This window comes from Streptomyces sp. NPDC087844, assembly GCF_044742785.1.
Taxonomy (GTDB): Bacteria; Actinomycetota; Actinomycetes; order Streptomycetales; family Streptomycetaceae; genus Streptomyces.
This window is the reverse complement of sequence record NZ_JBIUVD010000001.1, coordinates 152,546-176,410: the sequence shown is the minus strand read 5'-3', so window position 1 is coordinate 176,410 and position 23,865 is coordinate 152,546. Positions and strand designations below refer to the sequence as shown.

General features: G+C 69.2%; 22 protein-coding genes. 11 read left to right on the top strand and 11 right to left on the bottom strand.

Going from position 1 to position 23,865, the window contains the following annotated elements; translation table 11 throughout:
- The first annotated feature begins 120 nt into the window (after nt 1-120).
- From ACIOKD_RS00725 to ACIOKD_RS00710, 4 genes are all read left to right on the top strand, one after another.
- Nucleotides 121-462: a hypothetical protein gene (locus tag ACIOKD_RS00725; protein WP_402076510.1), complete on the top strand. Its 342-nt coding sequence runs from the start codon at nt 121-123 to the stop codon at nt 460-462.
- On the top strand, nt 462-1,766 hold the full coding sequence (locus ACIOKD_RS00720; RefSeq protein WP_402076509.1) for an FtsK/SpoIIIE domain-containing protein: 1,305 nt from the start codon (nt 462-464) through the stop codon (nt 1,764-1,766). The genes ACIOKD_RS00725 and ACIOKD_RS00720 overlap by 1 nt, the downstream gene beginning before the upstream one ends.
- Entirely contained in the window at nt 1,763-1,960 is a 198-nt protein-coding gene (locus ACIOKD_RS00715; protein ID WP_366784473.1) for a hypothetical protein, read from the top strand. The genes ACIOKD_RS00720 and ACIOKD_RS00715 overlap by 4 nt, the downstream gene beginning before the upstream one ends.
- Nucleotides 1,961-2,259: 299 nt before the next feature.
- The gene (locus ACIOKD_RS00710) at nt 2,260-3,621 is read left to right on the top strand and encodes a replication initiator (RefSeq protein WP_402077646.1); all 1,362 of its coding nucleotides are present in this window, start codon (nt 2,260-2,262) and stop codon (nt 3,619-3,621) included.
- Between the two features lie 201 nt (nt 3,622-3,822).
- On the opposite strand, the gene ACIOKD_RS00705 is transcribed toward ACIOKD_RS00710, so the two are convergent.
- Entirely contained in the window at nt 3,823-5,472 is a 1,650-nt protein-coding gene (locus tag ACIOKD_RS00705; RefSeq protein WP_402076508.1) for a recombinase family protein, read from the bottom strand.
- Between the two features lie 153 nt (nt 5,473-5,625).
- On the bottom strand, nt 5,626-6,117 hold the full coding sequence (locus ACIOKD_RS00700) for an NUDIX domain-containing protein (RefSeq protein ID WP_402076507.1): 492 nt from the start codon (nt 6,115-6,117) through the stop codon (nt 5,626-5,628).
- A gap of 169 nt (nt 6,118-6,286) precedes the next feature.
- Between ACIOKD_RS00700 and ACIOKD_RS00695 the strand changes: the two genes are divergently transcribed.
- Both ACIOKD_RS00695 and ACIOKD_RS00690 read left to right on the top strand, forming a co-directional pair.
- A complete protein-coding gene (locus tag ACIOKD_RS00695; RefSeq protein WP_402076506.1) occupies nt 6,287-6,538 on the top strand; it encodes a hypothetical protein in 252 nt (83 codons plus the stop codon).
- Between the two features lie 164 nt (nt 6,539-6,702).
- The gene (locus tag ACIOKD_RS00690; protein WP_402076505.1) at nt 6,703-7,869 is read left to right on the top strand and encodes a glycerate kinase; all 1,167 of its coding nucleotides are present in this window, start codon (nt 6,703-6,705) and stop codon (nt 7,867-7,869) included.
- A gap of 51 nt (nt 7,870-7,920) precedes the next feature.
- On the opposite strand, the gene ACIOKD_RS00685 is transcribed toward ACIOKD_RS00690, so the two are convergent.
- A complete protein-coding gene (locus ACIOKD_RS00685; protein ID WP_402076504.1) occupies nt 7,921-9,123 on the bottom strand; it encodes a PucR family transcriptional regulator in 1,203 nt (400 codons plus the stop codon).
- Nucleotides 9,124-9,338: 215 nt separating this feature from the next.
- Here ACIOKD_RS00685 and ACIOKD_RS00680 point away from each other — a divergent pair, with 215 nt between their 5' ends.
- From ACIOKD_RS00680 to ACIOKD_RS00660, 5 genes are read left to right on the top strand one after another with little or no spacing between them, the layout of a single operon-like run.
- Nucleotides 9,339-10,145: an ABC transporter ATP-binding protein gene (locus tag ACIOKD_RS00680; protein ID WP_402076503.1), complete on the top strand. Its 807-nt coding sequence runs from the start codon at nt 9,339-9,341 to the stop codon at nt 10,143-10,145.
- 10 nt (nt 10,146-10,155) lie between these two features.
- Entirely contained in the window at nt 10,156-11,025 is an 870-nt protein-coding gene (locus ACIOKD_RS00675) for an ABC transporter ATP-binding protein (protein ID WP_402076502.1), read from the top strand.
- A complete protein-coding gene (locus tag ACIOKD_RS00670) occupies nt 11,022-11,912 on the top strand; it encodes a branched-chain amino acid ABC transporter permease (protein WP_402076501.1) in 891 nt (296 codons plus the stop codon). The genes ACIOKD_RS00675 and ACIOKD_RS00670 overlap by 4 nt, the downstream gene beginning before the upstream one ends.
- Nucleotides 11,905-13,038, top strand: a complete 1,134-nt coding sequence (locus ACIOKD_RS00665) for a branched-chain amino acid ABC transporter permease (protein ID WP_402076500.1) — start codon at nt 11,905-11,907, stop codon at nt 13,036-13,038. The genes ACIOKD_RS00670 and ACIOKD_RS00665 overlap by 8 nt, the downstream gene beginning before the upstream one ends.
- Nucleotides 13,035-14,309, top strand: a complete 1,275-nt coding sequence (locus ACIOKD_RS00660) for an ABC transporter substrate-binding protein (protein WP_402076499.1) — start codon at nt 13,035-13,037, stop codon at nt 14,307-14,309. Before ACIOKD_RS00665 ends, ACIOKD_RS00660 begins: the two co-directional genes overlap by 4 nt.
- 144 nt (nt 14,310-14,453) lie before the next feature.
- On the opposite strand, the gene pssA is transcribed toward ACIOKD_RS00660, so the two are convergent.
- From pssA to ACIOKD_RS00620, 8 genes are all read right to left on the bottom strand, one after another.
- The gene (gene pssA, locus ACIOKD_RS00655; RefSeq protein ID WP_107016960.1) at nt 14,454-15,272 is read right to left on the bottom strand and encodes a CDP-diacylglycerol--serine O-phosphatidyltransferase; all 819 of its coding nucleotides are present in this window, start codon (nt 15,270-15,272) and stop codon (nt 14,454-14,456) included.
- A 22-nt stretch (nt 15,273-15,294) separates the two neighbouring features.
- Nucleotides 15,295-15,951, bottom strand: coding sequence for a phosphatidylserine decarboxylase (locus ACIOKD_RS00650; protein WP_248776693.1), 657 nt, complete (start codon nt 15,949-15,951; stop codon nt 15,295-15,297).
- A 170-nt stretch (nt 15,952-16,121) separates the two neighbouring features.
- A complete protein-coding gene (locus ACIOKD_RS00645; protein ID WP_402076498.1) occupies nt 16,122-17,327 on the bottom strand; it encodes an acyl-CoA dehydrogenase family protein in 1,206 nt (401 codons plus the stop codon).
- A 2-nt stretch (nt 17,328-17,329) separates the two neighbouring features.
- The gene (locus tag ACIOKD_RS00640) at nt 17,330-17,842 is read right to left on the bottom strand and encodes a MaoC family dehydratase (RefSeq protein ID WP_402076497.1); all 513 of its coding nucleotides are present in this window, start codon (nt 17,840-17,842) and stop codon (nt 17,330-17,332) included.
- A 4-nt stretch (nt 17,843-17,846) separates the two neighbouring features.
- On the bottom strand, nt 17,847-18,821 hold the full coding sequence (locus tag ACIOKD_RS00635; RefSeq protein WP_402076496.1) for an HpcH/HpaI aldolase/citrate lyase family protein: 975 nt from the start codon (nt 18,819-18,821) through the stop codon (nt 17,847-17,849).
- On the bottom strand, nt 18,818-20,866 hold the full coding sequence (locus ACIOKD_RS00630; protein ID WP_402076495.1) for a protein meaA: 2,049 nt from the start codon (nt 20,864-20,866) through the stop codon (nt 18,818-18,820). Before ACIOKD_RS00630 ends, ACIOKD_RS00635 begins: the two co-directional genes overlap by 4 nt.
- Nucleotides 20,867-20,875: 9 nt before the next feature.
- Nucleotides 20,876-22,213: a crotonyl-CoA carboxylase/reductase gene (gene ccrA / locus ACIOKD_RS00625; protein WP_402076494.1), complete on the bottom strand. Its 1,338-nt coding sequence runs from the start codon at nt 22,211-22,213 to the stop codon at nt 20,876-20,878.
- Nucleotides 22,214-22,597: 384 nt separating this feature from the next.
- A complete protein-coding gene (locus ACIOKD_RS00620) occupies nt 22,598-23,416 on the bottom strand; it encodes a TetR family transcriptional regulator (RefSeq protein WP_402077643.1) in 819 nt (272 codons plus the stop codon).
- Nucleotides 23,417-23,865: the final 449 nt, after the last annotated feature.

Sequence of the window (23,865 nt, the reverse complement as noted above, 5' to 3'; positions counted from 1 at the left end):
ACATCACTCGTCAGCATAAGTAGTTGCACCCCTGCCGTACAGAACTCCATAGTCGTAACTCGTAAGGACAAGTGACGTTCGAATATGTCGGGCGTCCCGACTGGCCAAGGAGGCCATGCAATGCAGTCCATACCCGTGGACACGGCGCGGCTCGGCGTACTGCGGTGCGCCATCGCGCCCGAAGCGAAGATCAGCAACATCGAGACACAGGAGGTGAAGAAGGACCGCGACGGCCAGACCGTCTACACCGTGGCCGTCACGGTGCGCCAGGACCGGCGGCGTATCTCCGTGATCGAGATCGCGGTGAGCGGTGAACCGAAAGGCGTCGAGGAAGGACAGATCCTCAAGGTCACCGGGCTGGTGGCGTTCGCCTGGGCGATGGGTGACCGGCACGGGATCAGCTTCCGCGCGGACGCCATCACGCCCGTGCACGGCACCGTCTTAAAGGCCGGTGGTGCGTGATGAACGGTTCGATCGCGCTCGCCCTCGCACTCGCCGTACTGGCGTGGGTGTTTGTTGTCGGTGAACTGCTGCGGCGGCACCGTCCGGCCTGGCACTGGTACCTCACCGGCTACCCGGCCACCACCTGCCGGGTGCTGTTCACCTGGCGCAAGGTCGCCCTGCTCAACGACCTCTCCGTATCCCGCCGCCCGCCCCGCGGACTGCTCGGGGACCTGGTGGTCAAGGGCGATCCGCTACGGCCGGTGGCTCCGCGGATCTCCTTCCCGCGCGCTACCCGCCTGGGCCTGACCGTAGTGGTGCGCCTGCACGCGGGCCAGACCCCGGCCACGTACCTGAAGGCGGCTGACGCCTTCGTGCACGCGTGGAAGGTCCACGCGGTCCGGGTCACCTCGCCGGAACGCGGACTCGTCCTGCTGACGGCGACCGCCACGGATCCGCTCCTGCGGCCGGGGCTCGCGACGGCTCCCGCCGCGCTGCTGTCCGTGCTCGTTGGCGTCCTGGAGAGCGGTGGCGCGTGGGTGATGGATCTGCGGCTCATCCCGCACTGGCTCATCGCGGGCGCCACCCGCTCCGGCAAGTCCACCCTGCTGGCCCGGCTCATCACCCAACTCGCCCCGCAACCCGTCGCCCTGATCGGCATCGACTGCAAAGGCGGCATGGAACTCGGCCTGTTCACCAGCCGACTGAGCGTGCTCGCGACCTGCCGACGGGAAGCGGTCGCGGTCCTGGGCGCACTGGTGGTCGACATGCAGGACCGGATGAATGCGTGCCGCTCGGCCGGAGCGCGCTCCATCTGGGAGCTCCCCGAGACGCTGCGGCCGGTGCCGGTCGTCGTGATCGTCGACGAGATCGCGGAGCTGTATCTGTCCGACGGCAGACGGGAGAGCAAGGCGGAAGCTGAGCAGTGCTCCGTCCTCCTCCTGCGGCTGGCTCAGCTCGGTGCCGCGCTCGGCCTGCACCTGGTCGTCGCGGGCCAACGCGTCGGCTCCGACCTCGGCCCCGGCGTCACCGCACTGCGCGCCCAGCTCGGCGGCCGGATCTGCCACCGCGTCAACGACCCCGGCACGGCAGAGATGACCTTGGGCGACCTCAACAAGGACGCCGTGGCCGTCGCCCAGTCGATCACCGCGACAGAGCGGGGTGTCGCTGTGTGCACCGGGCCGGACGGCGGCTGGAGCCGGGCCCGCTCGCACCTGACAACCACCGAAGAAGCCATCGCGGCGGCACAACGGCACTCCGCGCTGGCCCCAGAAATGTCCGCCATCCGCCGCGCCCTCGCGGCCCTGGAAGGAGACGACAAGTGATCAGCGAAGGAACAGCGTTCACGTTCGCGGTGATCTTCGGGATCATCACCGTCCTCCTCGTCCGCTCCCGCGACGTACGCGCCTGGGAAGCGGTCTGCGTCGGCCTCTTCGGCATCTACCTCGGCCAGACCCCCGTGATCTTCACCATCCACGGACTCGTCACCTGGTTCATCACCGGGTTCTCCCACACCTGATCAGAAAGGACACGACGCCATGCCTATGCCTCGCGTGAGGTGCCCCTACTGCAAGGGCGACGGGGCCCGCCGGACCTGGACCGGACGACTGCGCCGCTGCCGCGTCTGCCGGGGCGCCGGAACCATCCGCTGAAGCACCACACACGCCACCCGACCACTGAAGGAGTGATCCACGTGACCGACTGCGCGCCACCCACCATCACCCGTGCCGCTTCGGCGGCCCACCCCGGAAGGCCACCACCATCACACCCGAGAACACCTCGGCTTACAGGCGCGCCGCCCTCGACCGCGCGGCGCGCCTGCGTCAGCTCCCCGAAGCAGACCGCGACGCAATCCACATCGCCCAAGATCCGAAGTTCGCACGCTGGCTGGAACAGATCACCGCAACAGGCGGCTGTGCCCATCCCGTCCACCTGTCCGGCTCGACCACCATCCTCAGCGCAACGACCGGCGAGGTTCTCCGTCGTTACGACACCCGCGACGAACCCGGCGAACGACTCCTCATCCGATGCCGCAACCGACGCGCGACCGTCTGCGCCCCGTGCTCACGCCTCCACGCGGGCGACACCTTCCACCTCGTCCGCGCGGGCCTGATCGGCGGCAAGAACGTCCCCGACACCGTGCGCCAACGACCTCGGCTCTTCGTCACCCTGACTGCACCGTCTTTTGGCGCGGTCCACCGTGCCGGGGATAGCCGTTGCCACCCCCGACGGGACAGAGGCGCGTGCGAGCACGGTCGACCACTCGGCTGCGGGACCGTCCACTACCCGGCTGACTTCCTCGTCGGCCAACCCTTGTGCGCCGACTGCTACGACTACCCGGCCCATGTCCTGTGGCACGCATACGCGGGCAAGCTATGGGACCGCTTCGTCATCGGTATCCGCCGCCAACTCGCCACGACGGCAGGCGTCGTACAGTCCCGCCTCCCCGAACACGCACGGCTTTCCTTCGCCCGCGTCGCTGAGTACCAGAAGCGGGCGGCCGTCCACGTCCACGCCGTGATCCGCCTCGACGGCCCGGCCGGACCCACCGACGATCCTCCGGCCTGGGGCACGGTCGACCGTCTGACCGATGCTGTGCAGGCTGCCGTGAGTCGGGTCATGGTCCGCACGCCCCATACTCCCGCCATCGGTGAACTCGCACTCCGCTGGGGGACTCAGATCGACACGCGCCCCCTCCACGCGACGGGGCCGGATGACGACGCCGTAGCCGCGTACGTCGCCAAGTACGTCACCAAGGGAGCAAGCGAGACAGGTGCCGGCACCGACTACCGCATCACGACCTGGAGCGACATCGGCGCGGCACACGTCACCAACCACGTACGCGCACTCATGCGCACCTGCTGGCGTCTCGGCGGCCTGCCCGAATACGAACTCCTCCGCCTGCGGAGCTGGACCCACACCCTCGGCTACCGGGGCCACATCCTCACTAAATCCCGTGCCTACTCGACCACATACGCAGCCCTGCGCGCCGAACGCGCCGAACTCATGGGCCCCGGCACCGTGCCTGACGCGGTCACCGACAGGCACTGGCTCTACGTCGGCTCTGGTCACACACCTGGTGCCGCACTCATCGCTGCTGGGGTAGCTGATGACCTTGCTCTGTTGCGGGAAACTGCCCGTGAAGAGCGATCGGTCCTGCCGAGGGAGGCGGACCGCTGACGTCGCGACGCGAGAGGACGAACGCTGCCGGGTGGGAGTGGGCGAGAGAGCATGCGCGCAGGGCCCCGAAGTGGTCGGATGCCCGTTGGCGGCAGGTGAACGCGATTCTCGGCATACAGGTGAATACGGGGAGGGCCCGGTCTGGCAAGCGTTCGCCGTGACGGGCCCGGTGTTGACGGGAGTGGGGCGATCAGTCCCCGATCAGTCCTCGTCCCGATAGATAGGCGTCAGCCGATCCCAGACAGGACCGCCAAGACGGACCGCAGGGCTGACAAGCACAGTCAGTAGAGCCTTCTCTACGTACGCGCGCTTCTCCACAAAGTCGAGATCGTCCCACTCGCGTTCCAGGTCGACCGGCTCTCCTTGTGCGAGGAGCGTACGGCGGCGCCATTCGTTCCGCTCCTTGACTAGTCGACGTTCAGTCGCTTCCGCTTTCGCGAGGAACGAGAAGAACCGCTCTTTGCTGACGAGTCGCTGTTCCCGCTGCATGGTCCAGTCGGCGATGTCCTCTTTGATCCGCAAGAGGTCTTCCTCACCGTCCCACTCCTCGGGAACTGCCGTCGCTGCGCGGTCTCTGGCCTCTTCCTCGTACTTGGCAATCACCAGCATCTTGATCGCCTCGTCGGTCTCCGGACCGGAGATGCGAATCCCGCCGCAGCCGTACCCGGTGCCCTTGTCGGGGCACGTGTAGTCGAAGAACCCTGCGGGCTTCTTCCGGCTCGCTGAGGCCTTCATGGCTCGCAACCGGCCCCCACATCCGTTCTTGTCGCATCGCAGGATGCTCGTCCCCAAGTACTTGCGGGCGTTGTAGGCGTCACCGGGTTCCGGATTGCTGCCGATAGCGGCGGTCACGGCCTCCCAGTCAGCCGGTGAGATGATCGCGTCCCATTGACCCTTGACGATGTCCCCGTCTTCATCAAGTACGGGCTCGACTCGGACGCTCTCGGTGCCGGTTTGGGGGTTGAATTCCCGAACCTTCTTGGAGCGGTAACCACAGACCCGAGGATTGCGGAGTACCTGTTTCACGGTCTCCTTGGTCCACTTGTTCCCCAGCGGTGTGCGGATACCCCGACCATTCCAGTCGACGACGATCGCCCGTGGAGACGCGCCGGTGAGGATGCGCTCAACAGCGTTCCGGATGGCGGCAGCTTCCTTGGGTTCAATCGTGCACTTGTCGGTCTTGTAGCCGAAGGGGCGGGTGCTGCCCGTGGGTATCCCTGCCTGCTGCAACGCATGATGCTTGCGGCGAACCCGTCGGGCCGTGTCTGCGCTCGACTTGTTGGCCACGGTGACCAGCAGACGTGCGACCGTGCGGCCGTTGTCGGTGAGAAGGTCAAGCGTGCCGGTGATGTCGATGATCGGGCGGCGGAAGTTCTCGACCACCTCGATGGCGTCTTCCAGATGCCGATTGTCCCGAGTCAGACGGTCGATGTCGTAGACGATCAGGCCGTCCAGGCGCTCGCTGTTCGGTGCGGCTCCGCGCTTGAGATCTTCCAACGCCCCTTCGAACACGGGGCGGATCACGCGGTAGGCAACGGTCCCGTCGGGCTGGCGTACCCGCTTGCGCTTCCAGGCCGATGTGTCGGGTTCCTCGTACGTGTGGACGTACCGGCCCCCGCGACTCTCGACGAAACGGCGTGCGTCCTTCTCCTGCTCTTCCCTGCTCTTGATGTCCCGGCCGGTGGCCGGACGCCACTTCGTGCCGCTGCCGGCGGGGTGATCCGGTGTCGGGCGCGCAGCCCGCGCGGTTAACTCCTCGTCCTCCGCTTCGAGGGAGAGACGGACCAACCCCGCCCAGTTCTGGCCTTCTAAGTCACCCCAGTGCGCTCGCTGTACCAAGTCATCGGTCATGGCAGGAGGTTACTTCTGCCGATGCTCTGCTCGGTGGACACGCCCGCACCACTGAGGACGGCGACGAGAGGCTTGCTCATGGGGCGAGCGTAGGGCGGCCGACCGTCCGGGGCGACCGGATATACGGATGACCGGGCAGGTGTGAAGCAGGCGTCAGCCGACCCGGTCGCCGTTCTCCAGCTCCGCCGTTCCCGTTCCCTCCGCGAGTACGTCGAGCGCGGCGACCACACGGCGGCCCAGGGAGCCCGACATGTACTCGGTGAGCTCCTCGCGCGGGACCAGCCGCCAGGACAGCAGCTCCGACTCCTGGAGGCGGATCGACTTGAACTGGTCCTCCGTCAGGACCCCACCGTCGTACAGGTACGCCACGATCGGGGGCCGCTCCGTACCGGGCACCCAGTCCACCGCGAGCAGCCTGCCGATCGCCAGGTCCAGGCCGATCTCCTCCAGGGTCTCCCGGTGGGCCCCCTGCCTCGGTGTCTCCCCGGCGTCCGACTCCACGGTCCCGCCGGGCAACGCCCAGCCCGCACGGTAGTTGGGCTCGACGAGCAGTGCACGGCCCTCGGCATCACGGAAGAGAGCGGCGGCGCCGACGAGCACGCGGGGGAGGCCCGCGATGTACGTGGCGTAGTCAGGGGTGGTCATCGGGCCAGCGTAACGAGATGGAGCGCGGACCCCGCAAGATCGTCAACGCGCGGTGGACCTACACCCGGTCTGTTGAATCTCTCTTGGTCTGAGCTGTTCTGCATACGTACGGCTCCGCGCCACATGAGAAGGTCGTCGGGTTTTATTCGTATGGCGCGTTTGGAGTCCCATGAAGTCGTTGAGTCGTACGACGGTCCTCGCGGCCGGTGCCCTCGCGGTCGCCGCCGTCCTGTCCGGCGCCGGTGCCGCCGTCGCCCAGGCCGCTCCCGCCGGGCCTCTGGTCAACACCGGGGACGTCGGTGTGCGGACCGGGGACCTCGATCTGCTGGAGGATGTGCTGGAGCACATCAGCATCCCGTTCGGGCACAAGGGAACGCTGACGCACCAGCTCTACGACTCGCGCGGAACCGACGCCGGCTGACCCGGCGCCGTCCCGCGAGGCATTGTCCGAGCCTGTCCGAGCCTGTCCGACCGCTGTCCGGGTCCTGAGAACCGCCCTGGGCAGCGGCCCCCTCCTGCGGTTAGGGTCGCAGCGGCGCGACTGCCTTGACATGCGCAAGGCCCGAAGAGCAAGGGGAACACAAGGTGGCGGACGCTGCAGTGAACCGGACCGGTAGCCAGATCCAGCGCGTACTCATCGCCGCGGACAAGTTCAAGGGCTCGCTCACGGCCGTGCAGGTGGCCGAGCGGGTCACCGCGGGACTGCACCGGATCGCGCCCCAGGTCGAGGTCGAGTCGCTCCCGGTGGCCGACGGCGGCGACGGCACCGTCGCCGCGGCGGTCGCCGCGGGGTTCGAGCGGCACGAGGTACGGGTCGCCGGGCCCCTCGGCGACGAGGTCACCGCCGCGTTCGCCCTGCGCGAGGGGACCGCGGTCGTGGAGATGGCCGAGGCCAGCGGGCTGCAGCGGCTGCCCGCCGGGACCTTCGCGCCGCTCACGTCGTCCACGTACGGGTCCGGGGAACTGCTGCGGGCCGCGCTCGACGCCGGGGCGCGGACGATCGTCTTCGGCGTCGGCGGCAGCGCGACCACCGACGGCGGGGCCGGGATGCTGGCCGCGCTCGGGGCCCGGTTCCTCGACCAGGACGGCGAGCCCGTGCCGCCCGGGGGCGGTTCCCTCGGGGCACTCGCCACGGCGGACCTGACCGGTCTCGACCCCCGGCTCTCCACCGTCGACGTGGTCCTCGCGAGCGACGTGGACAATCCGCTCACCGGGCCGAAGGGCGCGCCGGCGGTGTACGGGCCGCAGAAGGGCGCTTCCCCGGACGACGTCGCGGTCCTCGACGCGGGGCTCGCGCACTTCGCCGCGATTCTGGAGAAGTCGATCGGGAGCAAGGCGGCGGAGTATGCCGTCGCGCCCGGGGCGGGGGCCGCCGGTGGCATCGGGTACGGGGCTCTGGTGGGTCTTGGCGCGAGTTTCCGGCCCGGTATCGAGGTCATGCTGGACGTGCTGGGGTTCGGGCCCGCGCTGGAGCGGGCGACGCTCGTCATCACGGGGGAGGGGTCGCTGGACGAGCAGACCCTGCACGGGAAGGCGCCCGCCGGGGTCGCGGCCGCCGCGCGTGCCGCCGGCAAGGAGGTCATCGCCGTGTGTGGGCGGCTGGCCCTCGCTCCCGAGGCGCTCGGGCGGGCCGGGATTCGGCGGGTGTATCCGCTCACGGATGTCGAGCCCGACGTCGGCCGGTGCATCGCGGATGCGGGGCCGATCCTGGAGAAGGTCGCCGAACGAATCGCCCAGGACTTCCTGACCTGAGGAACCTGTCCTTCCCGTCACTGCGAGGGGGCGGCGCCCCCGAGGAAAGCCTCACCCCGCCCCCGCCGTCCCCGCCAACCGATACGCATCCAACGCCAACGTCATCTCGATCAGATCCCGCGGTCGCGCCAACGACCGCGAAGTCAGCTGTTCCAACCGCCGCAGACGGTTGAACACGGTGTTCCGGTGGCAGTACAGCCGCCCCGCCGCCCGCCCGGCAGACCCCTCGCAACTCAGCCACGCGTCAAGCGTCTCCAACAGCACGGCCCGGTCGGGCGGTTCGAGTTCCAGCAGGGAACCGAAGACGTCCGCCACCAGCCGCCCCGCCAGCTCCGGCTGGCTGACGACGAGCGCCGTCGGCATCCGCTGGTCGAGCCGCACGACGGCACTCGCGTCCGGCGGACACGTACGCAGGGCCAGTTCGGCGAGCCGCCGCGCCCGCCCCAGCTCGGCGAGCCCGGCGACGACGGGACTGATCCCGCCGGGGCCGGAACAGCGCCCGTCGAGCGCCCGGGCGACCCCGTCGAGGCCCTGTCCGGGCCCGAGGGCCACCACCCCCACCTCGCAGTCGGCCCGCATACGCCAGACGAACCGCAGCCCCGCCCCCTCCACAGGCCGCCGCACCGGCTCCCGCCGCTCCGAGCGCAGCACGACCACGGCGTACGGACCCCGCTCGGGGAGATCGAGCCCCGCGGCGGCGCGCGCCGCCAGGCCGGGCGCCTCCTGCCCCTCAAGCAGCGCGTCGAGCAGCGCCTGGAGCCGTTCGTCGGTACGCCGCCGAAGCTCCATCTCGGTCGCCAGGTACGCCTCGGTCGCCGCCGCGGCCTGCGCGTCCACGGCGGACCACACCATGGTCGCCGACCGCATCAGCACACCGAGACGCTCCGGCTCCTTGCCGGTCGCCGCCTCCAGCAGCGCGTCCCACACCAGATAGCCCGCGGAGCGGTACGCGTGCACCAGCAGCTCCAGCGGCAGGCCCTGCTGGGCCCGGCGCCGGCCCGCGTCCTCCGCGTACTCCAGATCGCGGCGGGGCGAGTCCCGGGGCGCGGAGATCGTCTCGATCCCGATCCGCATCGCGTCCTGGGCCTCCCGCCACTGCTGGTCGTACGGCAGGAACTCCCCGTAGACGGGTGAGTGTTCGGCCAGTTGCCGCATGTGCTCGTCGACCAGCTCCGGCAGCCGCTCCAGCAGCGCCGTGCAGGATTCGGCGAGCAGCTTCCAGTCATGACCGGTACGCCTTCTGCGGGCTCCCATGGCCGGAGGATGTCACCTGTGCGCCGCCCCGCACAGGCCCCTGACACGCGGTGTTGTGCGCGCGCACAACGCCTGCCCGCACCCGCTGGTCACCCGCAGCGATTCGCCCGCGCCCGGTGGACGGACGCCTCCGCCGGTGCTGTGGTGAGCGCCACACCGGACGTGAACACGCCGGGGTGCGAGGCGAGCGAGAGCGCGATGACAGGGGGAATGCCATGGGTGGTTCAGGGCTGGCCGTACGGGACCTGTCGGTCGGATACGGTCCGGTACGAGCACTGCGCCAGGTGTCCCTGGAGGTGCCGGAGGGAGCCGTGGTCACGGTCCTCGGCAGCAACGGCGCGGGCAAGACGACCCTCCTTCGGGCCATCTGCCGGACCCTGTCCTTCCACGGCGGCGCGGTGACCGCAGGCACGGTCGAGTTCGACGGCCGCCGTATCGACGGCCTTCCGCCGGACCGGGTGGTGGCCGCCGGGATCTCCCAGATCCCGGAAGGGCGCCGGGTGTTCGCCCGGATGACCGTCGCCGACAACCTGCGCGCCGGGGCGCTCGGTGCCACCGGCGGCCGCGCCGAGCGGGCCGCCGCCCTGCGCCGCGTCCACGAACTGTTCCCCGTCCTCGCCGACCGCGCCCAGCAGCACGCCGGTCTGCTGTCCGGCGGAGAACAGCAGATGCTCGCGGTCGGCCGCGCCCTGATGGCCGCCCCGAGGATGCTGCTCCTCGACGAACCGTCCCTGGGACTCGCCCCGTTGATGGCGGCCCGGATCGCCGAGACGGTACGGGAGATCAACACCCAGGGCACCTCGATCCTGCTCGTGGAGCAGAACGCCGCCCTGGCCCTGCGTCTGGCCACCCGCGCGTACGTCCTGGAGGTCGGCGAGGTCACCCTGTCGGGGCCCGCCGACGAACTGGCCGCCTCCGACGAGGTGCGCCGCCGCTACCTGGGCGTGGTCGACGAGGACGCGGCGGCCGACGCCGAGCGGGCTCGCGCCTCGCACCCGGCGCTGACCCGATGGAAGGGGTGAGCACATCACCATGACGAACGACGCGCCGCCACCGCCCACTTCACCCGGCCCCGGGGCCGACACGGACGTACCGCCGCTGCGGGTACGGGACCTGACCGTGCGCTTCGCCGGTCTGACCGCCCTGGACGCCGTGAACTTCACCGTGCGCCCCGGCACCGTGCACGCCCTCATCGGCCCCAACGGCGCCGGCAAGTCCACCTGCTTCAACGTGCTGTCCGGCGTCTACAGAGCCACCGCCGGCAGCGTCCGCTTCGGCGACCACGAACTGACCGGCATGCCTCCGCACCGCATCGCCGGTCTGGGCGTCGCCCGCATCTTCCAGAACCTCGCCCTGCCACCGCTCGCCACGGTCGAGGACAGCCTCCTGCTGGGCCGCCACCGGCTGACCCGCACCGGCTTCCTCTCCGCGGGACTGAAGCTGCCCGCAGCGGCCCGTGAGGAGCGCCGTCACCGTGAACGCGTCCGTGAGATCGCCGAGTTCGTCGGCATCTCGTCCTGTCTCGACCGTCCGGCGGGCTCGCTGCCGTACGGCCAGCAGAAGCTCGCCGAACTCGCCCGCGCCCTGTGCATGGAACCCCGGCTGCTGCTCCTGGACGAGCCGGTGGCCGGCATGACCGCCGACGAGCGGACCCGGACGGCCGCCGTGATCGCGGGAGTCCGCGACAGCCTCGGCATCTCGATCGTCCTGGTGGAGCACGACATGGGGGTGGTGATGCGGCTCGCCGACGCGGTGACCGTACTCGACTTCGGGCGCCGCATCGCGGACGGTGCCCCCGCCGACGTACAGAACGATCCGGCGGTCGTACGCGCCTACCTGGGGGAGCGCTCCGAGGAACCCGAAGGGGCCGGGCGCTCCGGGAAAGAGGAGACCACGTCGTGAGCACCTTCGCCGAACTCCTCCTCAACGGGCTCTCGATGGGGTCCGTCTACGCCCTCATCGCCCTCGGCTTCGTGGTCATCTTCCGGGCCACCGAGGTCGTCAACTTCGCCCACGCGTCCCTGCTGCTGGCCGGCGGCTACATCACCGCGGTCCTCCACGACGACATCGGCTTCTGGCCCGCCCTGCTGGCCGGGATCGCCGGGTCCGCGCTCGTCGGGGCGGCCGTCGAGTTCCTCGTGATGCGCCGCTACCGGGGCTCCGACCACAGCGTTCTCGCGATCGTCACCATCGGTGTGGACATCCTGCTCATCACGGAGCTCTCCCGCCGGATCGGCACCGACGTACTGCCGCTGGGCGACCCGTGGGGCGACGACGTGCTCGCCATCGGCTCCATCTCGCTGGCGCACACGCGCATCGCCGCCTTCGTCACCGCGGGCCTGCTCATCACGGCCTTCCTGCTCACCTTCCGGTACACCTCCTGGGGAGTGGCCATGCGGGCCGCCGCCGAGAGCACGGAGACGGCCGCGCTGATGGGCGTACGGCTCGGGCGGGTGTCGCTCGGCGCCTGGGCCGTGGCGGGCGGACTCGCCGCCGTGGCCGCCCTGTTCCTGACCGTCTTCCCCACACCGGGCCTGGAGCGGGCCACCTCGCTCGCCGCCCTCAAGGCCTTCCCCGCCGCGATCCTCGGCGGCCTCGACTCCACCACCGGAGCACTCGTCGGCGGTCTGATCGTCGGCGTCACGGAATCCCTCGCGACCGGCTACCAGAGCGAACTGTCGTTCCTGGGCCGCGGGTTGGGCGATGTGGCCCCCTACCTCGTGATGACCGTGATCCTGCTCATCCGGCCCGCAGGGCTGTTCGGCACGAAGGAGCTGGCCCGTGTCTGAGACGCCCGTCTCCGAAGTACCGGTTTCCGAAGCGCCCGCATCCGAAACCCCCGCCCGCCGCCCTCTGCGGCTCGCCACCCGCAAGCGCACGTACGTCTGGGCCGCCGGCGCCGTCCTGCTGCTCGTCCTGCCCTTCTACCTGGACCGGTTCTGGCTCCAGGCGGGCCTGTTCGCGATGGCCGCGGCGATCGGCGCGATCGGACTCAACCTGCTCACCGGCTCCACCGGCCAGCTCTCCATGGGGCATGCCTTCTTCCTCGCGGTCGGCGCGTACGGCTACTGCGTGTTCGCCGCGGACGGCGGTGACGGGCTCACCGGCCTCGGCCTGCCGACCTGGCTCGCGGCCGTCCTCGCCGTCCTGGTCGCGGGCCTGGCCGGCGGCCTCTTCAGCCCCATCGCGGGACGCCTGCGCGGCGCCTACCTGGGTATCGCCACACTCGCGCTGATCTTCATCGGCCAGCACGTGCTGTTCAACGCCAAGGACCTCACCGGCGGCTTCAACGGCCGTGACGTACCGCCCCTGAGCCTGTTCGGGCTGACCTTCGACGACAGTGAACTCCTCGTCGCCAACGTGCCGTTCGGCTCGGCGGAGAAGCTCTGGTACGCGGCGCTCGTGCTGCTGCTCGGCGGTGCGCTCTTCGCCCGCGGGGTGCTGCGAGGGCGTCCCGGACGCGCCATGAACGCGATCCGCGACCATCGCATCGCGGCCGGCGTCATGGGTGTCCCCGTGGCCCGCTACCGGGCCGCCGTCTTCGTTCTGTCCTCGATGTACGCGGGCCTAGCGGGCGTTCTGCTCGCCCTGGTCTTCCAGCGGACGGTGCCGGACTACTTCGGCATCACGCTGTCGCTCGAATACCTCGCGATGATCGTCATCGGCGGGCTCGGCTCGGTCTCGGGGGCGGTGATCGGCGCGGTGTTCGTCTCCGTGCTGCCGCAGCTGCTGACCCGCTACAGCGATGCGCTGCCCCTGGTCTCCGCCCCCGGCACGGGCGGGATCGCACCGGGGGAGGCATCCCGGTACCTCTACGGCGCCGCCATTGTCGTGGTGGTGCTCTTCCTTCCCGGCGGCCTGGTCAGGGTGGCCGCCGGACGACGCTTCAGGACCGATCCAGGGGAGGAACGATGAGCACGATGAACACGACCCGCACGACCAGGGTGGCCGCCGGGGCGGTCGCGGCGCTGTTGCTGCTGTCCGGCTGCAGCTCCAAGGCCAAGGACGACGACAAGAAGGGCGACACCGCCGCGGGCGGGGTGAAGACCGGCGAGGGCATCTCCGGCAAGACCATCTCGCTGGGCGCCCTCACCGACATGACGGGGGTCTACGCGACCCTCGGCAAGAGCGTCACCCAGGCCCAGCAGCTCTATGTGAAGCAGCTGAACGCCGACGGGGGCGTGTGCGGCTACAAGGTCGAGCTGACCGTCCGCGACCACGGCTACGACCCGCAGAAGGCCGTCTCCGCCTACACCGAGCTGGCGCCCAAGGTGCTCGGGTTCGCCCAGTTCATCGGCTCGCCGTTCGTCGCCGCGGCCAAGCCGCGCATCGACGGCCAGGACAAGGGCCTGGTACTGCCGCAGGGCTGGTCGTCGGCCCTGCTCGGCAGCCCCTACATCCGGGTCATCGGATCCACGTACGACATCGAGACGATCAACGCCGTCGACTTCCTGATGAAGGAGAAGGGCCTCAAGAAGGGCGACAAGCTCGGGCACGTGTACTTCGAGGGCGACTACGGCGAGAGCGCGCTGACCGGCTCCGAGCACATCGCGAAGGAGGCCGGGCTGACCGTCGTCGAGCAGAAGATCAAGCCGACCGACAACGACATGACCGCGCAGGTCGCAGCTCTGAAGAAGGCCGGCGTCAAGGCGGTCGTGCTCAGCGCGGGCCCCCGCCAGGCGGCCTCCCTGGTCGGCGTCGCCGCGGCGGGCGGTTTCAACGTCCCGATCATCGGCAACAACTCGGCCTTCGCCCCGCAGCTGCTGGCCACCCAGGCGGGTCCGGCGCTGATGAAGAACTACTGGGTGGCCTCGCCCTCGCTCCCCATCGGCGCGGACACCCCGGATGCCAAGAAGCTGGTCGCCGACTACAAGAAGGCCTACCCGAAGGACTCACTGGACAACGGTGTGGTGGCCGGCTGGACGGCCGCCTCCGCGTTCGGTGAGGCACTGAAGAAGGCCTGCGCGTCCAAGGACCTGACCCGTGAGGGCGTGGACAAGGCCCTGCTCACCATCGACGCCCTGGACACGGGATTCGGCACCCCCCAGAACTTCACCGACCCCAAGGCGTCCTCCTCCAAGGAGAGCGTCATCCTCCAGCCCGACAAGACGGTGACAGGCGGCATGAGGGTGGTCCAGGAGCCCACGGCCTCCACGGTGGCGGAGTCGTACACACCGAGCGCCTAACGCCCTGCGGGCCCCGTCAGGGGCCCCGTCAGGGGCGCGGGGGACTGCGCGACCGGCCCCCCCGCACCCGACGTCACTCCACACGTAGGGCCCCGAACCAGTAGAGGTTCGGGGCCCTACGTGCGTCACATCAATCACCGCCCGCTAGGGCAACTGCGCCGCCCGAGCCTCTCGCCGGTTCCCGCGGAAGTTGTTCACCCGCCGAGCCGTGGCGAAGAGGGGAATGACCGCACCCATGACGAGCTGCAGCGCACACCCCGTCTGCAGCAGCAGCTGCCCACCGGGCGCGTCGAACGCCCAGGCGGCCAGCAGCGCCATGCTGAGCACGATCCAGGAGAGCATCGCCACAGCGAGCCGTCCCCGCGGCTTCGGGTACTCGACCCGGCTCACCATCAGCCACGCGGTACCGATGATCGCCATGAGCGTGGCGACGAACGGCAGCTCAAGCAGCACGATCGAGACGACCGTCAGAGCGCCGAACGGCGACGGCATGCCCTGGAAGGTGCCGTCCTTGACGGTGACGCACGAGAATCTCGCCAGCCGCAGCACCACGGCCAGCAGGACCACGATCCCGCCCACCGCCGCCACCCGCTGGTGCGCGTCGTCGGCGACCATGCCGTAGACGAGCACGAAGTACGCCGGGGCCAGACCGAAGCTGATCAGGTCCGAGAGGTTGTCCAGCTCCGCGCCCATCGGGGACGAGCGCAGCTTGCGGGCCACCAGACCGTCGAACAGGTCGAAGACCGCCGCGCACAGCATCAGGATCACGGCCGTCGCGGCGCTGTGCCGCGCCATGCCGGTCTCCTGGCTGCCCGTGAGGTGCGGGATCAGGATGCCGGTCGTGGTGAAGTACACCGCCATGAAGCCGCACGTGGCGTTACCGAGCGTGAGCGTGTCCGCTATCGAGAGGCGGAGAGAGAGGGGCATCTCCTCTTCGTCGTCCAGCTCATCGGCCTCCGGCACCCAGCCGGTCTGCGTCTCGGGATCAATCACGGTCAATGCGAGTCACCCCCGCCACGGTCTTCTGACCGACCTCCACGTCGACCTCCACGCCCTCGGGGAGATAGATGTCGACGCGCGACCCGAAGCGGATCAGTCCGATCCGCTCGCCCTGCTCGACCTTGGTGCCCTGCGGGATGTACGGCACGATGCGCCGTGCGACCGCACCGGCGATCTGGATCATCTCGATGTCGCCGAGCTCGGTGTCGAAGTGCCAGACAACGCGCTCGTTGTTCTCGCTCTCCTTGTTGAACGCCGGGACGAAACCGCCGGGGATGTGCTCGACCGACGTCACCGTGCCGGCGAGAGGCGCGCGGTTGACGTGGACGTTCAGCGGGCTCATGAAGATCGCGACGCGGGTGCGCCCGTCCTTCCACGGCATGATGCTCTGCACCACACCGTCGGCGGGCGAGATGACCCGGCCCTGGGTGATCTCGCGCTCGGGGTCGCGGAAGAACCACAGCATGCCCGCCGCGAGAGCGGTGGCGGGCACGGCCACGGCCTTGGCGGCGCCGGACTTGCGCGCGCGTACCAGGCTGAGGGCTGCGGTGGCGACGGTCGGGAGGAGCCACGGCGATGCTCCGCGCGCAAGACGTACGCCGGCCAGGCTGTCGCGTGGTGCAGAGGTTTGGCTGTGGGGCATGGATGACCTTCGTAGCGGATGATGCCGCGCTGTGAACGGGGACGGCGGCTTTCCCGGGATCGTACCGGTCGCGGGCCACAACTGGGTAAGCCAGGAAGCCGAGTCGGTGTCCGAAGAGTGCTGACGGGGTGTGACCTTCTTCTCGATGAAAACACCCCGAATCGGTATATCTAGCCCTGTAGCCGATACTCTTCGAGCAGCCTGCGTCCGATGATCATTTTCTGGATCTCGGCGGTACCTTCGCCGATCAGCAGCATCGGGGCCTCGCGGTAGAGGCGCTCGATCTCGTACTCCTTGGAGAAGCCGTAGCCGCCGTGGATCCTGAAGGCGTCTTCCACGACCTCCTTGCAGTACTCGGAGGCGAGGTACTTCGCCATCCCCGCTTCGAGGTCGTTTCGCTCGCCGGAGTCCTTTTTGCGTGCCGCGTTTACCATCATCGCATGGGCGGCCTCGACCTTGGTAGCCATCTCGGCCAGTTTGAACTGGATCGCCTGGTGCTGAGCGATCTGCTTGCCGAAGGTGTGACGCTGCTGGGCATAGGAAACGCCCAGCTCAAACGCACGCTGAGCGACACCGCAGCCACGTGCGGCCACATTGACACGGCCCACTTCGACGCCGTCCATCATCTGATAAAAACCTCGACCGGTGGTGCCTCCGAGCACACGATCGGCCGGAATGCGCAGGCCATCCATGATCAGCTCGGTGGTGTCGACACCCTTGTAGCCCATCTTGTCGATCTTGCCCGGGATGGTCAGGCCGGGGCGGACCTCACCGAAACCGGGCTCCTTCTCCACGAGGAAGGTCGTCATCGACTTGTGGGGCGCGGTACCTTCCGGGTGGCCTTCGTCACTCTTCACGAGAACGGCCACGAGAGTCGACGTACCGCCGTTCGTGAGCCACATCTTCTGCCCGTTCAGGACGTAGTCGTCGCCGTCCTTCACCGCCTTGGAGGTGATGGCCGACACGTCGGAGCCGAGCGCCGGCTCGGACATGGAGAACGCGCCGCGCACCTCGCCCGCCGCCATGCGCGGCAGGAAGTACTCCCGCTGCTCCTGCGTGCCGTGCTGCTTGAGCATGTAGGCCACGATGAAGTGGGTGTTGATGATGCCGGACACCGACATCCAGCCGCGTGCGATCTCCTCCACGCACAGCGCGTAGGTGAGGAGCGACTCACCCAGGCCCCCGTACTCCTCGGGGATCATCAGGCCGAAGAGGCCCAACTCCTTGAGCCCGTCGACGATCGCCTGCGGGTACTCGTCGCGGTGCTCCAGCTCCGTCGCGACCGGGAGAATCTCCTTGTCGACGAAGTCCCGTACGGTCGACAGGATCTCCCGCTGGATGTCGGTCAGACCGGCGGTCTGGGCAAGTCGCGCCATGGCTACTTCTCCTGCTCCTTGAGCTGGGGCCGGCCGGGCTGTTCGCCGCCGCGCTCCTTGATGTACGTCTCGGTGGGGACCATCACCTTGCGGCGGAACACGCAGACCAGCGTGCCGTCCTGCTTGTAGCCCCTGGTCTCGACGTACACGATCCCGCGGTCGTTCTTCGACCTGGAGGGAGTCTTGTCGAGGACCGTGGTCTCGCCGTAGAGCGTGTCGCCGTGGAAGGTCGGCGCGACGTGCTTCAGCGACTCGACCTCCAGGTTGGCGATCGCCTTGCCCGACACGTCGGGGACGGACATGCCCAGCAGCAGCGAGTAGATGTAGTTCCCGACCACCACGTTCTTGCCGAAGTCGGTCGTGTTCTCGGCGTAGTTGGCGTCCATGTGGAGCGGATGGTGGTTCATCGTGAGCAGACAGAAGAGGTGGTCGTCGTACTCGGTGACCGTTTTCCCGGGCCAGTGCTTGTAGACGTCGCCGACGGTGAACTCTTCGTAGGTGCGGCCGAACTGCATGTGCTCAGGCCTCCGGCGTCTCGAACTCGGAGGTGCGCCGCAGGCCCGCGGCGCGGCCCTTGCCGGAGATGACCAGGGCCATCTTGCGGCTGGCCTCGTCGATCATCTCGTCGCCGATCATCGCGGAGCCCTTCTTGCCGCCCGCCTCGGACGTGTAGTAGTCGTACGCGTCCAGGATCAGCTCGGCGTGGTCGAAGTCCTCCTGGGAGGGCGAGAAGATCTCGTTCGACGCCTCGACCTGGCCCGGGTGCAGCACCCACTTGCCGTCGAAACCGAGAGCCGCGGCGCGCCGGGCGACCTCGCGGTAGCCGTCCACGTTGCGGATCTGCAGATAGGGGCCGTCGATCGCCTGGAGGTTGTTGGCGCGGGCGGCCATCAGGATCTTCATCAGGATGTAGTGGTAGGCGTCCGCCGGGTAGCCGGGCGGCTGCTCGCCCACGACCAGCGACTTCATGTTGATCGACGCCATGAAGTCGGCCGGGCCGAAGATGATCGTCTCGACGCGCTGGGAGGCCGTCGCGATCTCGTTGACGTTGTTCAGCCCGCGCGCGTTCTCGATCTGCGCCTCGATGCCGATCCTGCCGACCTCGAAGCCCATGGTCTTCTCGATCTGCGTCAGGAGCAGGTCGAGCGCCACCACCTGCTGGGCGTCCTGCACCTTCGGCAGCATGACGCAGTCGAGGTTCTGCCCCGCGCCCTCGACGACCGTCACGACATCGCGGTACGTCCACTCGGTGGTCCAGTCGTTCACGCGCACGACCCGCGTCTTGCCCGTCCAGTCGCCCTCGTTGAGGAACTTGACGATGGTGTGCCGCGCCTCCGGCTTGGCCAGCGGCGCGCACGCGTCCTCCAGGTCGAGGAAGACCTGGTCGGCGGGCAGGCCCTGGGCCTTCTCCAGGAAGCGGGGGTTCGAGCCGGGCACGGCCAGGCAGGAGCGCCGCGGGCGCAAACGGTTGACCTGGGGAACAGGGCTGGTCATGCGGGGACCTCCAGAGGGTCGAGCTTGTTCGCTTTCCGGATCTCGTCGACGATACGGCCGATGATTCCCGTGATGTCGAAGTCCTTCGGGGTGAAGACCGCGGCCACTCCGGCGGCCCTGAGCAGCTCGGCGTCGGCGTTCGGGATGATCCCGCCGGCGATCACCGGGATGTCGGCGGCGCCCGCCTCGCGCAGCCGCTCCAGCACGTCGGGCACCAGCTGGGCGTGCGAGCCCGACAGGATGGACAGGCCCACGCCGTGGACGTCCTCGGCGACGGCCGCGGCCACGATCTCCTCGGGCGTGAGCCGGATGCCCTGGTAGACCACCTCGAACCCGGCGTCACGGGCCCGTACGGCGATCTGCTCGGCGCCGTTGGAGTGCCCGTCCAGGCCCGGCTTGCCGACCAGGAAGCGCAGCTTGCCGACGCCCATGTCCCTCGCGGTCAGCTCCACCTTGCGGCGGACCGCCGCCATCGCGGTGCCCTCCTCGGCGGTCACCGCGACGGGCGCGGACGACACACCGGTTGGGGCGCGGAACTCGCCGAACACCTCACGCAGGGCGCCGGCCCACTCGCCGGTCGTGACCCCGGCGCGGGCGCACTCCAGGGTGGCCGCCATGAGGTTGCCGGTGCCCTGCGCCGCAACCTTCAGCCGGTCCAGCGCCTTGCACGGGCGCGGGTGGTTGAAGGGGGGCTGGTAGCGGGTGTCGCGCCACTCCTGGAGGGCGGCGGTCACGCGGGCCTCGACCGCCGGGTCGACCGTCATGATCGCGGCGTCCAGGTCGGCCGTGAGCGGGTTGGGCTCGGTCGACTCGAAGATGTTGACGCCGACGATCTTCTCGTCGCCTGACTCGATACGGGCCCGGCGCCGCGCGTGCGACGACACGAGCTGCGACTTCAGGTAGCCCGACTCGACGGCGGCCATCGCGCCGCCCATCTCCTCGATCCGGTCGATCTCGGCGAACGAGTCCTCGATCAGCTGGGAGACCTTCGCCTCCACGACGTGCGAGCCGTCGAAGATGTCCGCGTACTCCAGCAGGTCGCTCTCGTAGGCGAGTACCTGCTGCATGCGCAGCGACCACTGCTGGTCCCAGGGGCGGGGGAGTCCCAGCGCCTCGTTCCAGGCGGGCAGTTGGACGGCACGCGCGCGTGCGTCCTTCGAGAGGGTCACGGCCAGCATCTCCAGGACGATGCGCTGGATGTTGTTCTCCGGCTGCGCCTCGGTCAGACCGAGGGAGTTGACCTGGACCCCGTACCGGAACCGGCGGTGCTTGGGGTTCTCGATGCCGTACCGCTCCCGGGTGATGCGGTCCCAGATGCGGCCGAACGCGCGCATCTTGCACATCTCCTCGACGAAGCGGACGCCCGCGTTCACGAAGAAGGAGATGCGTGCGACCACATCCCCCTTCTGGTCCTCGCGGATCTGCCCGGACGCGAACACCGCGTCGAGCACGGCGATCGCGGTGGACATCGCGTACGCGATCTCCTGGACCGGAGTGGCTCCCGCCTCCTGGAGGTGGTAGCTGCAGATGTTGATCGGGTTCCACTTGGGGATGTTGTTGACCGTGTAACAGATCATGTCCGTCGTCAGACGGAGGGAGGGCACCGGCGGGAACACATGGGTGCCCCGCGACAGGTACTCCTTCACGATGTCGTTCTGGGTCGTCCCCTGGAGCTGGGTGATGTCGGCGCCCTGCTCCTCGGCGACGACCTGGTAGAGCGCCAGCAGCCACATGGCGGTGGCGTTGATGGTCATCGAGGTGTTCATCTGCTCCAGGGGGATGTCCTGGAACAGCCTGCGCATGTCACCGAGGTGCGAGACGGGCACGCCGACCCTGCCGACCTCGCCGCGGGCGAGGATGTGGTCGGGGTCGTACCCGGTCTGGGTCGGCAGGTCGAACGCGACCGACAGACCCGTCTGCCCCTTGGCGAGGTTGCGCCGGTACAACTCGTTGGACGCCTCGGCGGTGGAGTGACCGGCGTAGGTCCGCATGAGCCACGGGCGGTCCTTCTCGTTGCGCTCCCGCGGCGTCTGGCGCTCTGTCATCTTCGGACCTCAGATGTTCCGGAAGCGGTTGATGGCGTCGACGTGCTGGGCTCGCTTCTCCTCGTCGCGCACGCCGAGGCCCTCGGTGGGCGCCAGCGCCAGGACACCGACCTTGCCCTGGTGAAGGTTGCGGTGCACGTCGAAGGCAGCCTGCCCGGTCTCCTCCAGTGAGTACACCTTGGAGAGCGTCGGGTGGATCTTGCCCTTCGCGATGAGCCGGTTGGCCTCCCAGGCCTCGCGGTAGTTGGCGAAGTGCGAGCCGATGATCCGCTTCAGTGACATCCACAGGTAGCGGTTGTCGTACTCGTGGTTGTAGCCCGAGGTGGAGGCGCAGGTGACGATCGTGCCGCCCTTGCGGGTGACGTACACGGAGGCGCCGAAGGTCTCGCGGCCCGGGTGCTCGAAGACGATGTCGACGTCCTCGCCGCCGGTGAGTTCACGGATGCGCTTGCCGAAGCGCTTCCACTCCTTCGGGTCCTGGTGGTGCTCGTCCTTCCAGAACCTGTAGTCCTCGGCGTTGCGGTCGATGATCGCCTCGGCGCCCATCGCCCGGCAGATGTCCGCCTTCTGCGGGCTGCTCACCACACAGACGGGGTTGGCGCCGCCGGCCAGCGCGAACTGGGTGGCGTAACTGCCGAGGCCGCCGCTCGCGCCCCAGATGAGGACGTTGTCGCCCTGCTTCATCCCGGCGCCGTTGCGGGAGACCAGCTGGCGGTACGCGGTGGAGTTGACCAGACCGGGCGCCGCGGCCTCCTCCCAGCTGAGGTGGTCGGGCTTGGGCATCAGCTGGTTGGACTTGACGAGTGCGAGCTCTGCCAGGCCGCCGAAATTCGTCTCGAAGCCCCAGATGCGCTGCTCGGGGTCGAGCATGGTGTCGTTGTGCCCGTCGCTGGACTCCAGCTCGACGGACAGGCAGTGCGCGACGACCTCGTCGCCGGGGTGCCAGGCGTTCACACCCGGGCCGGTGCGCAGCACGACGCCCGCGAGGTCGGAACCGATGATGTGGTACGGCAGGTCGTGGCGCTTGGTCAGCTCGCTGAGCCTGCCGTAGCGCTCCAGGAAGCTGAAGGTGGACACCGGCTCGAAGATCGAGGTCCACACGGAGTTGTAGTTGACCGAGGAGGCCATCACGGCCACCAGGGCCTCACCGGGGCCGAGCTCCGGCACCGGCACGTCGTCCAGGTGGATCGACTTGCGCGGGTCCTTGTCGCGGGTGGTGAGCCCGGCGAACATCTCCGTCTCGTCCTTGTGCACGGTGATCGCGCGGTAGGACTCGGGGAGCGGTAGCGCGGCGAAGTCGGCGGACGTGGCGGTCTGCGACTGGATCGCGTCCAGGATTTCCTTCACGGTGTTGCCTCCGGCGATGAGCGTCCGAGAGCGTCCGAGGGAGAACGCTGAGGGTTACGTCGGGGTGGGTAGCTGCTGGTGAGGCGTGCCGTCGGTTCGGCGAAGGGGTGGTGCTCGGCAGCGCTTTGTGGCGCGGAGGGTTGCCTGTGACGCAGGCGTCCGGGCTCGCAGGCCGTGGCTTGCGGGGACAGCCGGCGTACGAAGGTTCTCTGCACGCCGGCCGCCCGGACATCTTCAACGTATGGCACGGCGTGTCATCTAGCAAGGCACCGAGTGCCAACAATTTCTCTCAAATGTCATCTCGTGGTAACAGATGAGCGATGATCGATCGAAAAGGGCGCCCCCTCCAGGAGGGAGCGCCCTTTCTCAGCCGGCCTGAGGTGTCTAAGACCGCTCTTTGAGAGCCTGCTCGATGGTGCGCATCACCTGGTGCAAGGGCGCGTCGACGCGGGCGACGGTCACCAGCACCTCGCCCTCCACCGACGCGGTGGACGCGGGCGCCGAGCGCGAGGTGGTGTCCCGCCCGGCGCCTATCCCCGTGCCGAAGGTCTTCCTGACGATCGAGAAGGCGTGGTCCAGCTGCGCCTCGACGTCCCCCTGTGCGCCCGCCCGCAGCCATCTCCGCAGCACATGGTTGTGCGCCGTGACCACGGCCGACGCGGCGACCTCCGCGAGCAGCGGGTCGTCGTTGGCGTCGTCGTCGTGGGCGTGCTCGTCGAAGTGCCCCAGCAGATAGCGGGTGAACAGCCGCTCGTACCGGGCCACGGACGCGATCTCCGCCTCACGCAGGGTCGGCACCTCGCGCGTGAGTTTGTAGCGCGAGACCGAGATCTCCGGCCGGGCCGCGTACATCTGCATGACTTCCTTGATCCCGCGGCACACCGTGTCCAGCGGATGCTCGTGCGCCGGCGCGGCGTTGAGCACCGCCTCGGCCCGGATCAGGGTGTCGTCGTGGTCCGGGAAGATCGCCTCTTCCTTGGAACGGAAGTGCCGGAAGAACGTGCGCCGGGCCACCCCGGCCGCGGCCGCGATCTCGTCGACCGTCGTCGCCTCGTACCCCTTCGTCGCGAAGAGCTCCATCGCGGCGGCCGCCAGCTCTCGGCGCATCTTGAGCCGCTGGGCCGCGGCGCGGCCGCCCGCGGCGCTCTCCGGCGCGTCGGACGTGGCTGGTGTACGGGAGGAGGACTTGGCGGGCTGGGACATGCCCCGAACGTACTCCATGGACGCGCCGGAGCGCTCCCGACCGGGTCTTTCCCGCTCCGGGGCCCCGGCCGGGTCGAGCAGCCCGCCCCAGTCCGCCCGCGTGACGAACGAACTGCCACCCCGGGTCCGGGACCCGCCGGTGCCCCGCCCGCCCGACCCTGCCGGGCGGCCCGGCAGGGGGGTGCGGTCCGGCTTGCGGCCGGTGCCCGAGCCGGCGGCGTCGGCAGGTTCGGCCCTGCCGTGCGGCTCACGCCGATCGTCCTGGCTGTGCCCGTCGTCCGGGCTGCGTCGGGCGACCGGCTCGCGGCCGGTGGCCGAGCCGTGGGGGTCGGCTGGCCTCGGCCCGCCTTCCGGGCTGCGCGGACGGTCGGGGCTGTGCCTGTCGTCGTCCGCCCCGCGCCGACGGGCCGGGCCGGGCCCGATGCGCGAGTTGTGGGCGTCGGTCGGTT

Excerpts from the sequence above, each read along its gene's own strand:
- ACIOKD_RS00725 (WP_402076510.1), top strand. The coding sequence starts at position 121 with ATGCAGTCCATACCCGTGGACACGGCGCGGCTCGGCGTACTGCGGTGC.
- ACIOKD_RS00720 (WP_402076509.1), top strand. The coding sequence starts at position 462 with ATGAACGGTTCGATCGCGCTCGCCCTCGCACTCGCCGTACTGGCGTGG.
- ACIOKD_RS00705 (WP_402076508.1), bottom strand. The coding sequence starts at position 5,472 with ATGACCGATGACTTGGTACAGCGAGCGCACTGGGGTGACTTAGAAGGC.
- ACIOKD_RS00700 (WP_402076507.1), bottom strand. The coding sequence starts at position 6,117 with ATGACCACCCCTGACTACGCCACGTACATCGCGGGCCTCCCCCGCGTG.
- ACIOKD_RS00695 (WP_402076506.1), top strand. The coding sequence starts at position 6,287 with ATGAAGTCGTTGAGTCGTACGACGGTCCTCGCGGCCGGTGCCCTCGCG.
- ACIOKD_RS00685 (WP_402076504.1), bottom strand. The coding sequence starts at position 9,123 with ATGGGAGCCCGCAGAAGGCGTACCGGTCATGACTGGAAGCTGCTCGCC.
- ACIOKD_RS00680 (WP_402076503.1), top strand. The coding sequence starts at position 9,339 with ATGGGTGGTTCAGGGCTGGCCGTACGGGACCTGTCGGTCGGATACGGT.
- ACIOKD_RS00675 (WP_402076502.1), top strand. The coding sequence starts at position 10,156 with ATGACGAACGACGCGCCGCCACCGCCCACTTCACCCGGCCCCGGGGCC.
- ACIOKD_RS00660 (WP_402076499.1), top strand. The coding sequence starts at position 13,035 with ATGAGCACGATGAACACGACCCGCACGACCAGGGTGGCCGCCGGGGCG.
- ACIOKD_RS00650 (WP_248776693.1), bottom strand. The coding sequence starts at position 15,951 with ATGCCCCACAGCCAAACCTCTGCACCACGCGACAGCCTGGCCGGCGTA.
- ACIOKD_RS00645 (WP_402076498.1), bottom strand. The coding sequence starts at position 17,327 with ATGGCGCGACTTGCCCAGACCGCCGGTCTGACCGACATCCAGCGGGAG.
- ACIOKD_RS00640 (WP_402076497.1), bottom strand. The coding sequence starts at position 17,842 with ATGCAGTTCGGCCGCACCTACGAAGAGTTCACCGTCGGCGACGTCTAC.
- ACIOKD_RS00635 (WP_402076496.1), bottom strand. The coding sequence starts at position 18,821 with ATGACCAGCCCTGTTCCCCAGGTCAACCGTTTGCGCCCGCGGCGCTCC.
- ACIOKD_RS00630 (WP_402076495.1), bottom strand. The coding sequence starts at position 20,866 with ATGACAGAGCGCCAGACGCCGCGGGAGCGCAACGAGAAGGACCGCCCG.
- ACIOKD_RS00620 (WP_402077643.1), bottom strand. The coding sequence starts at position 23,416 with ATGTCCCAGCCCGCCAAGTCCTCCTCCCGTACACCAGCCACGTCCGAC.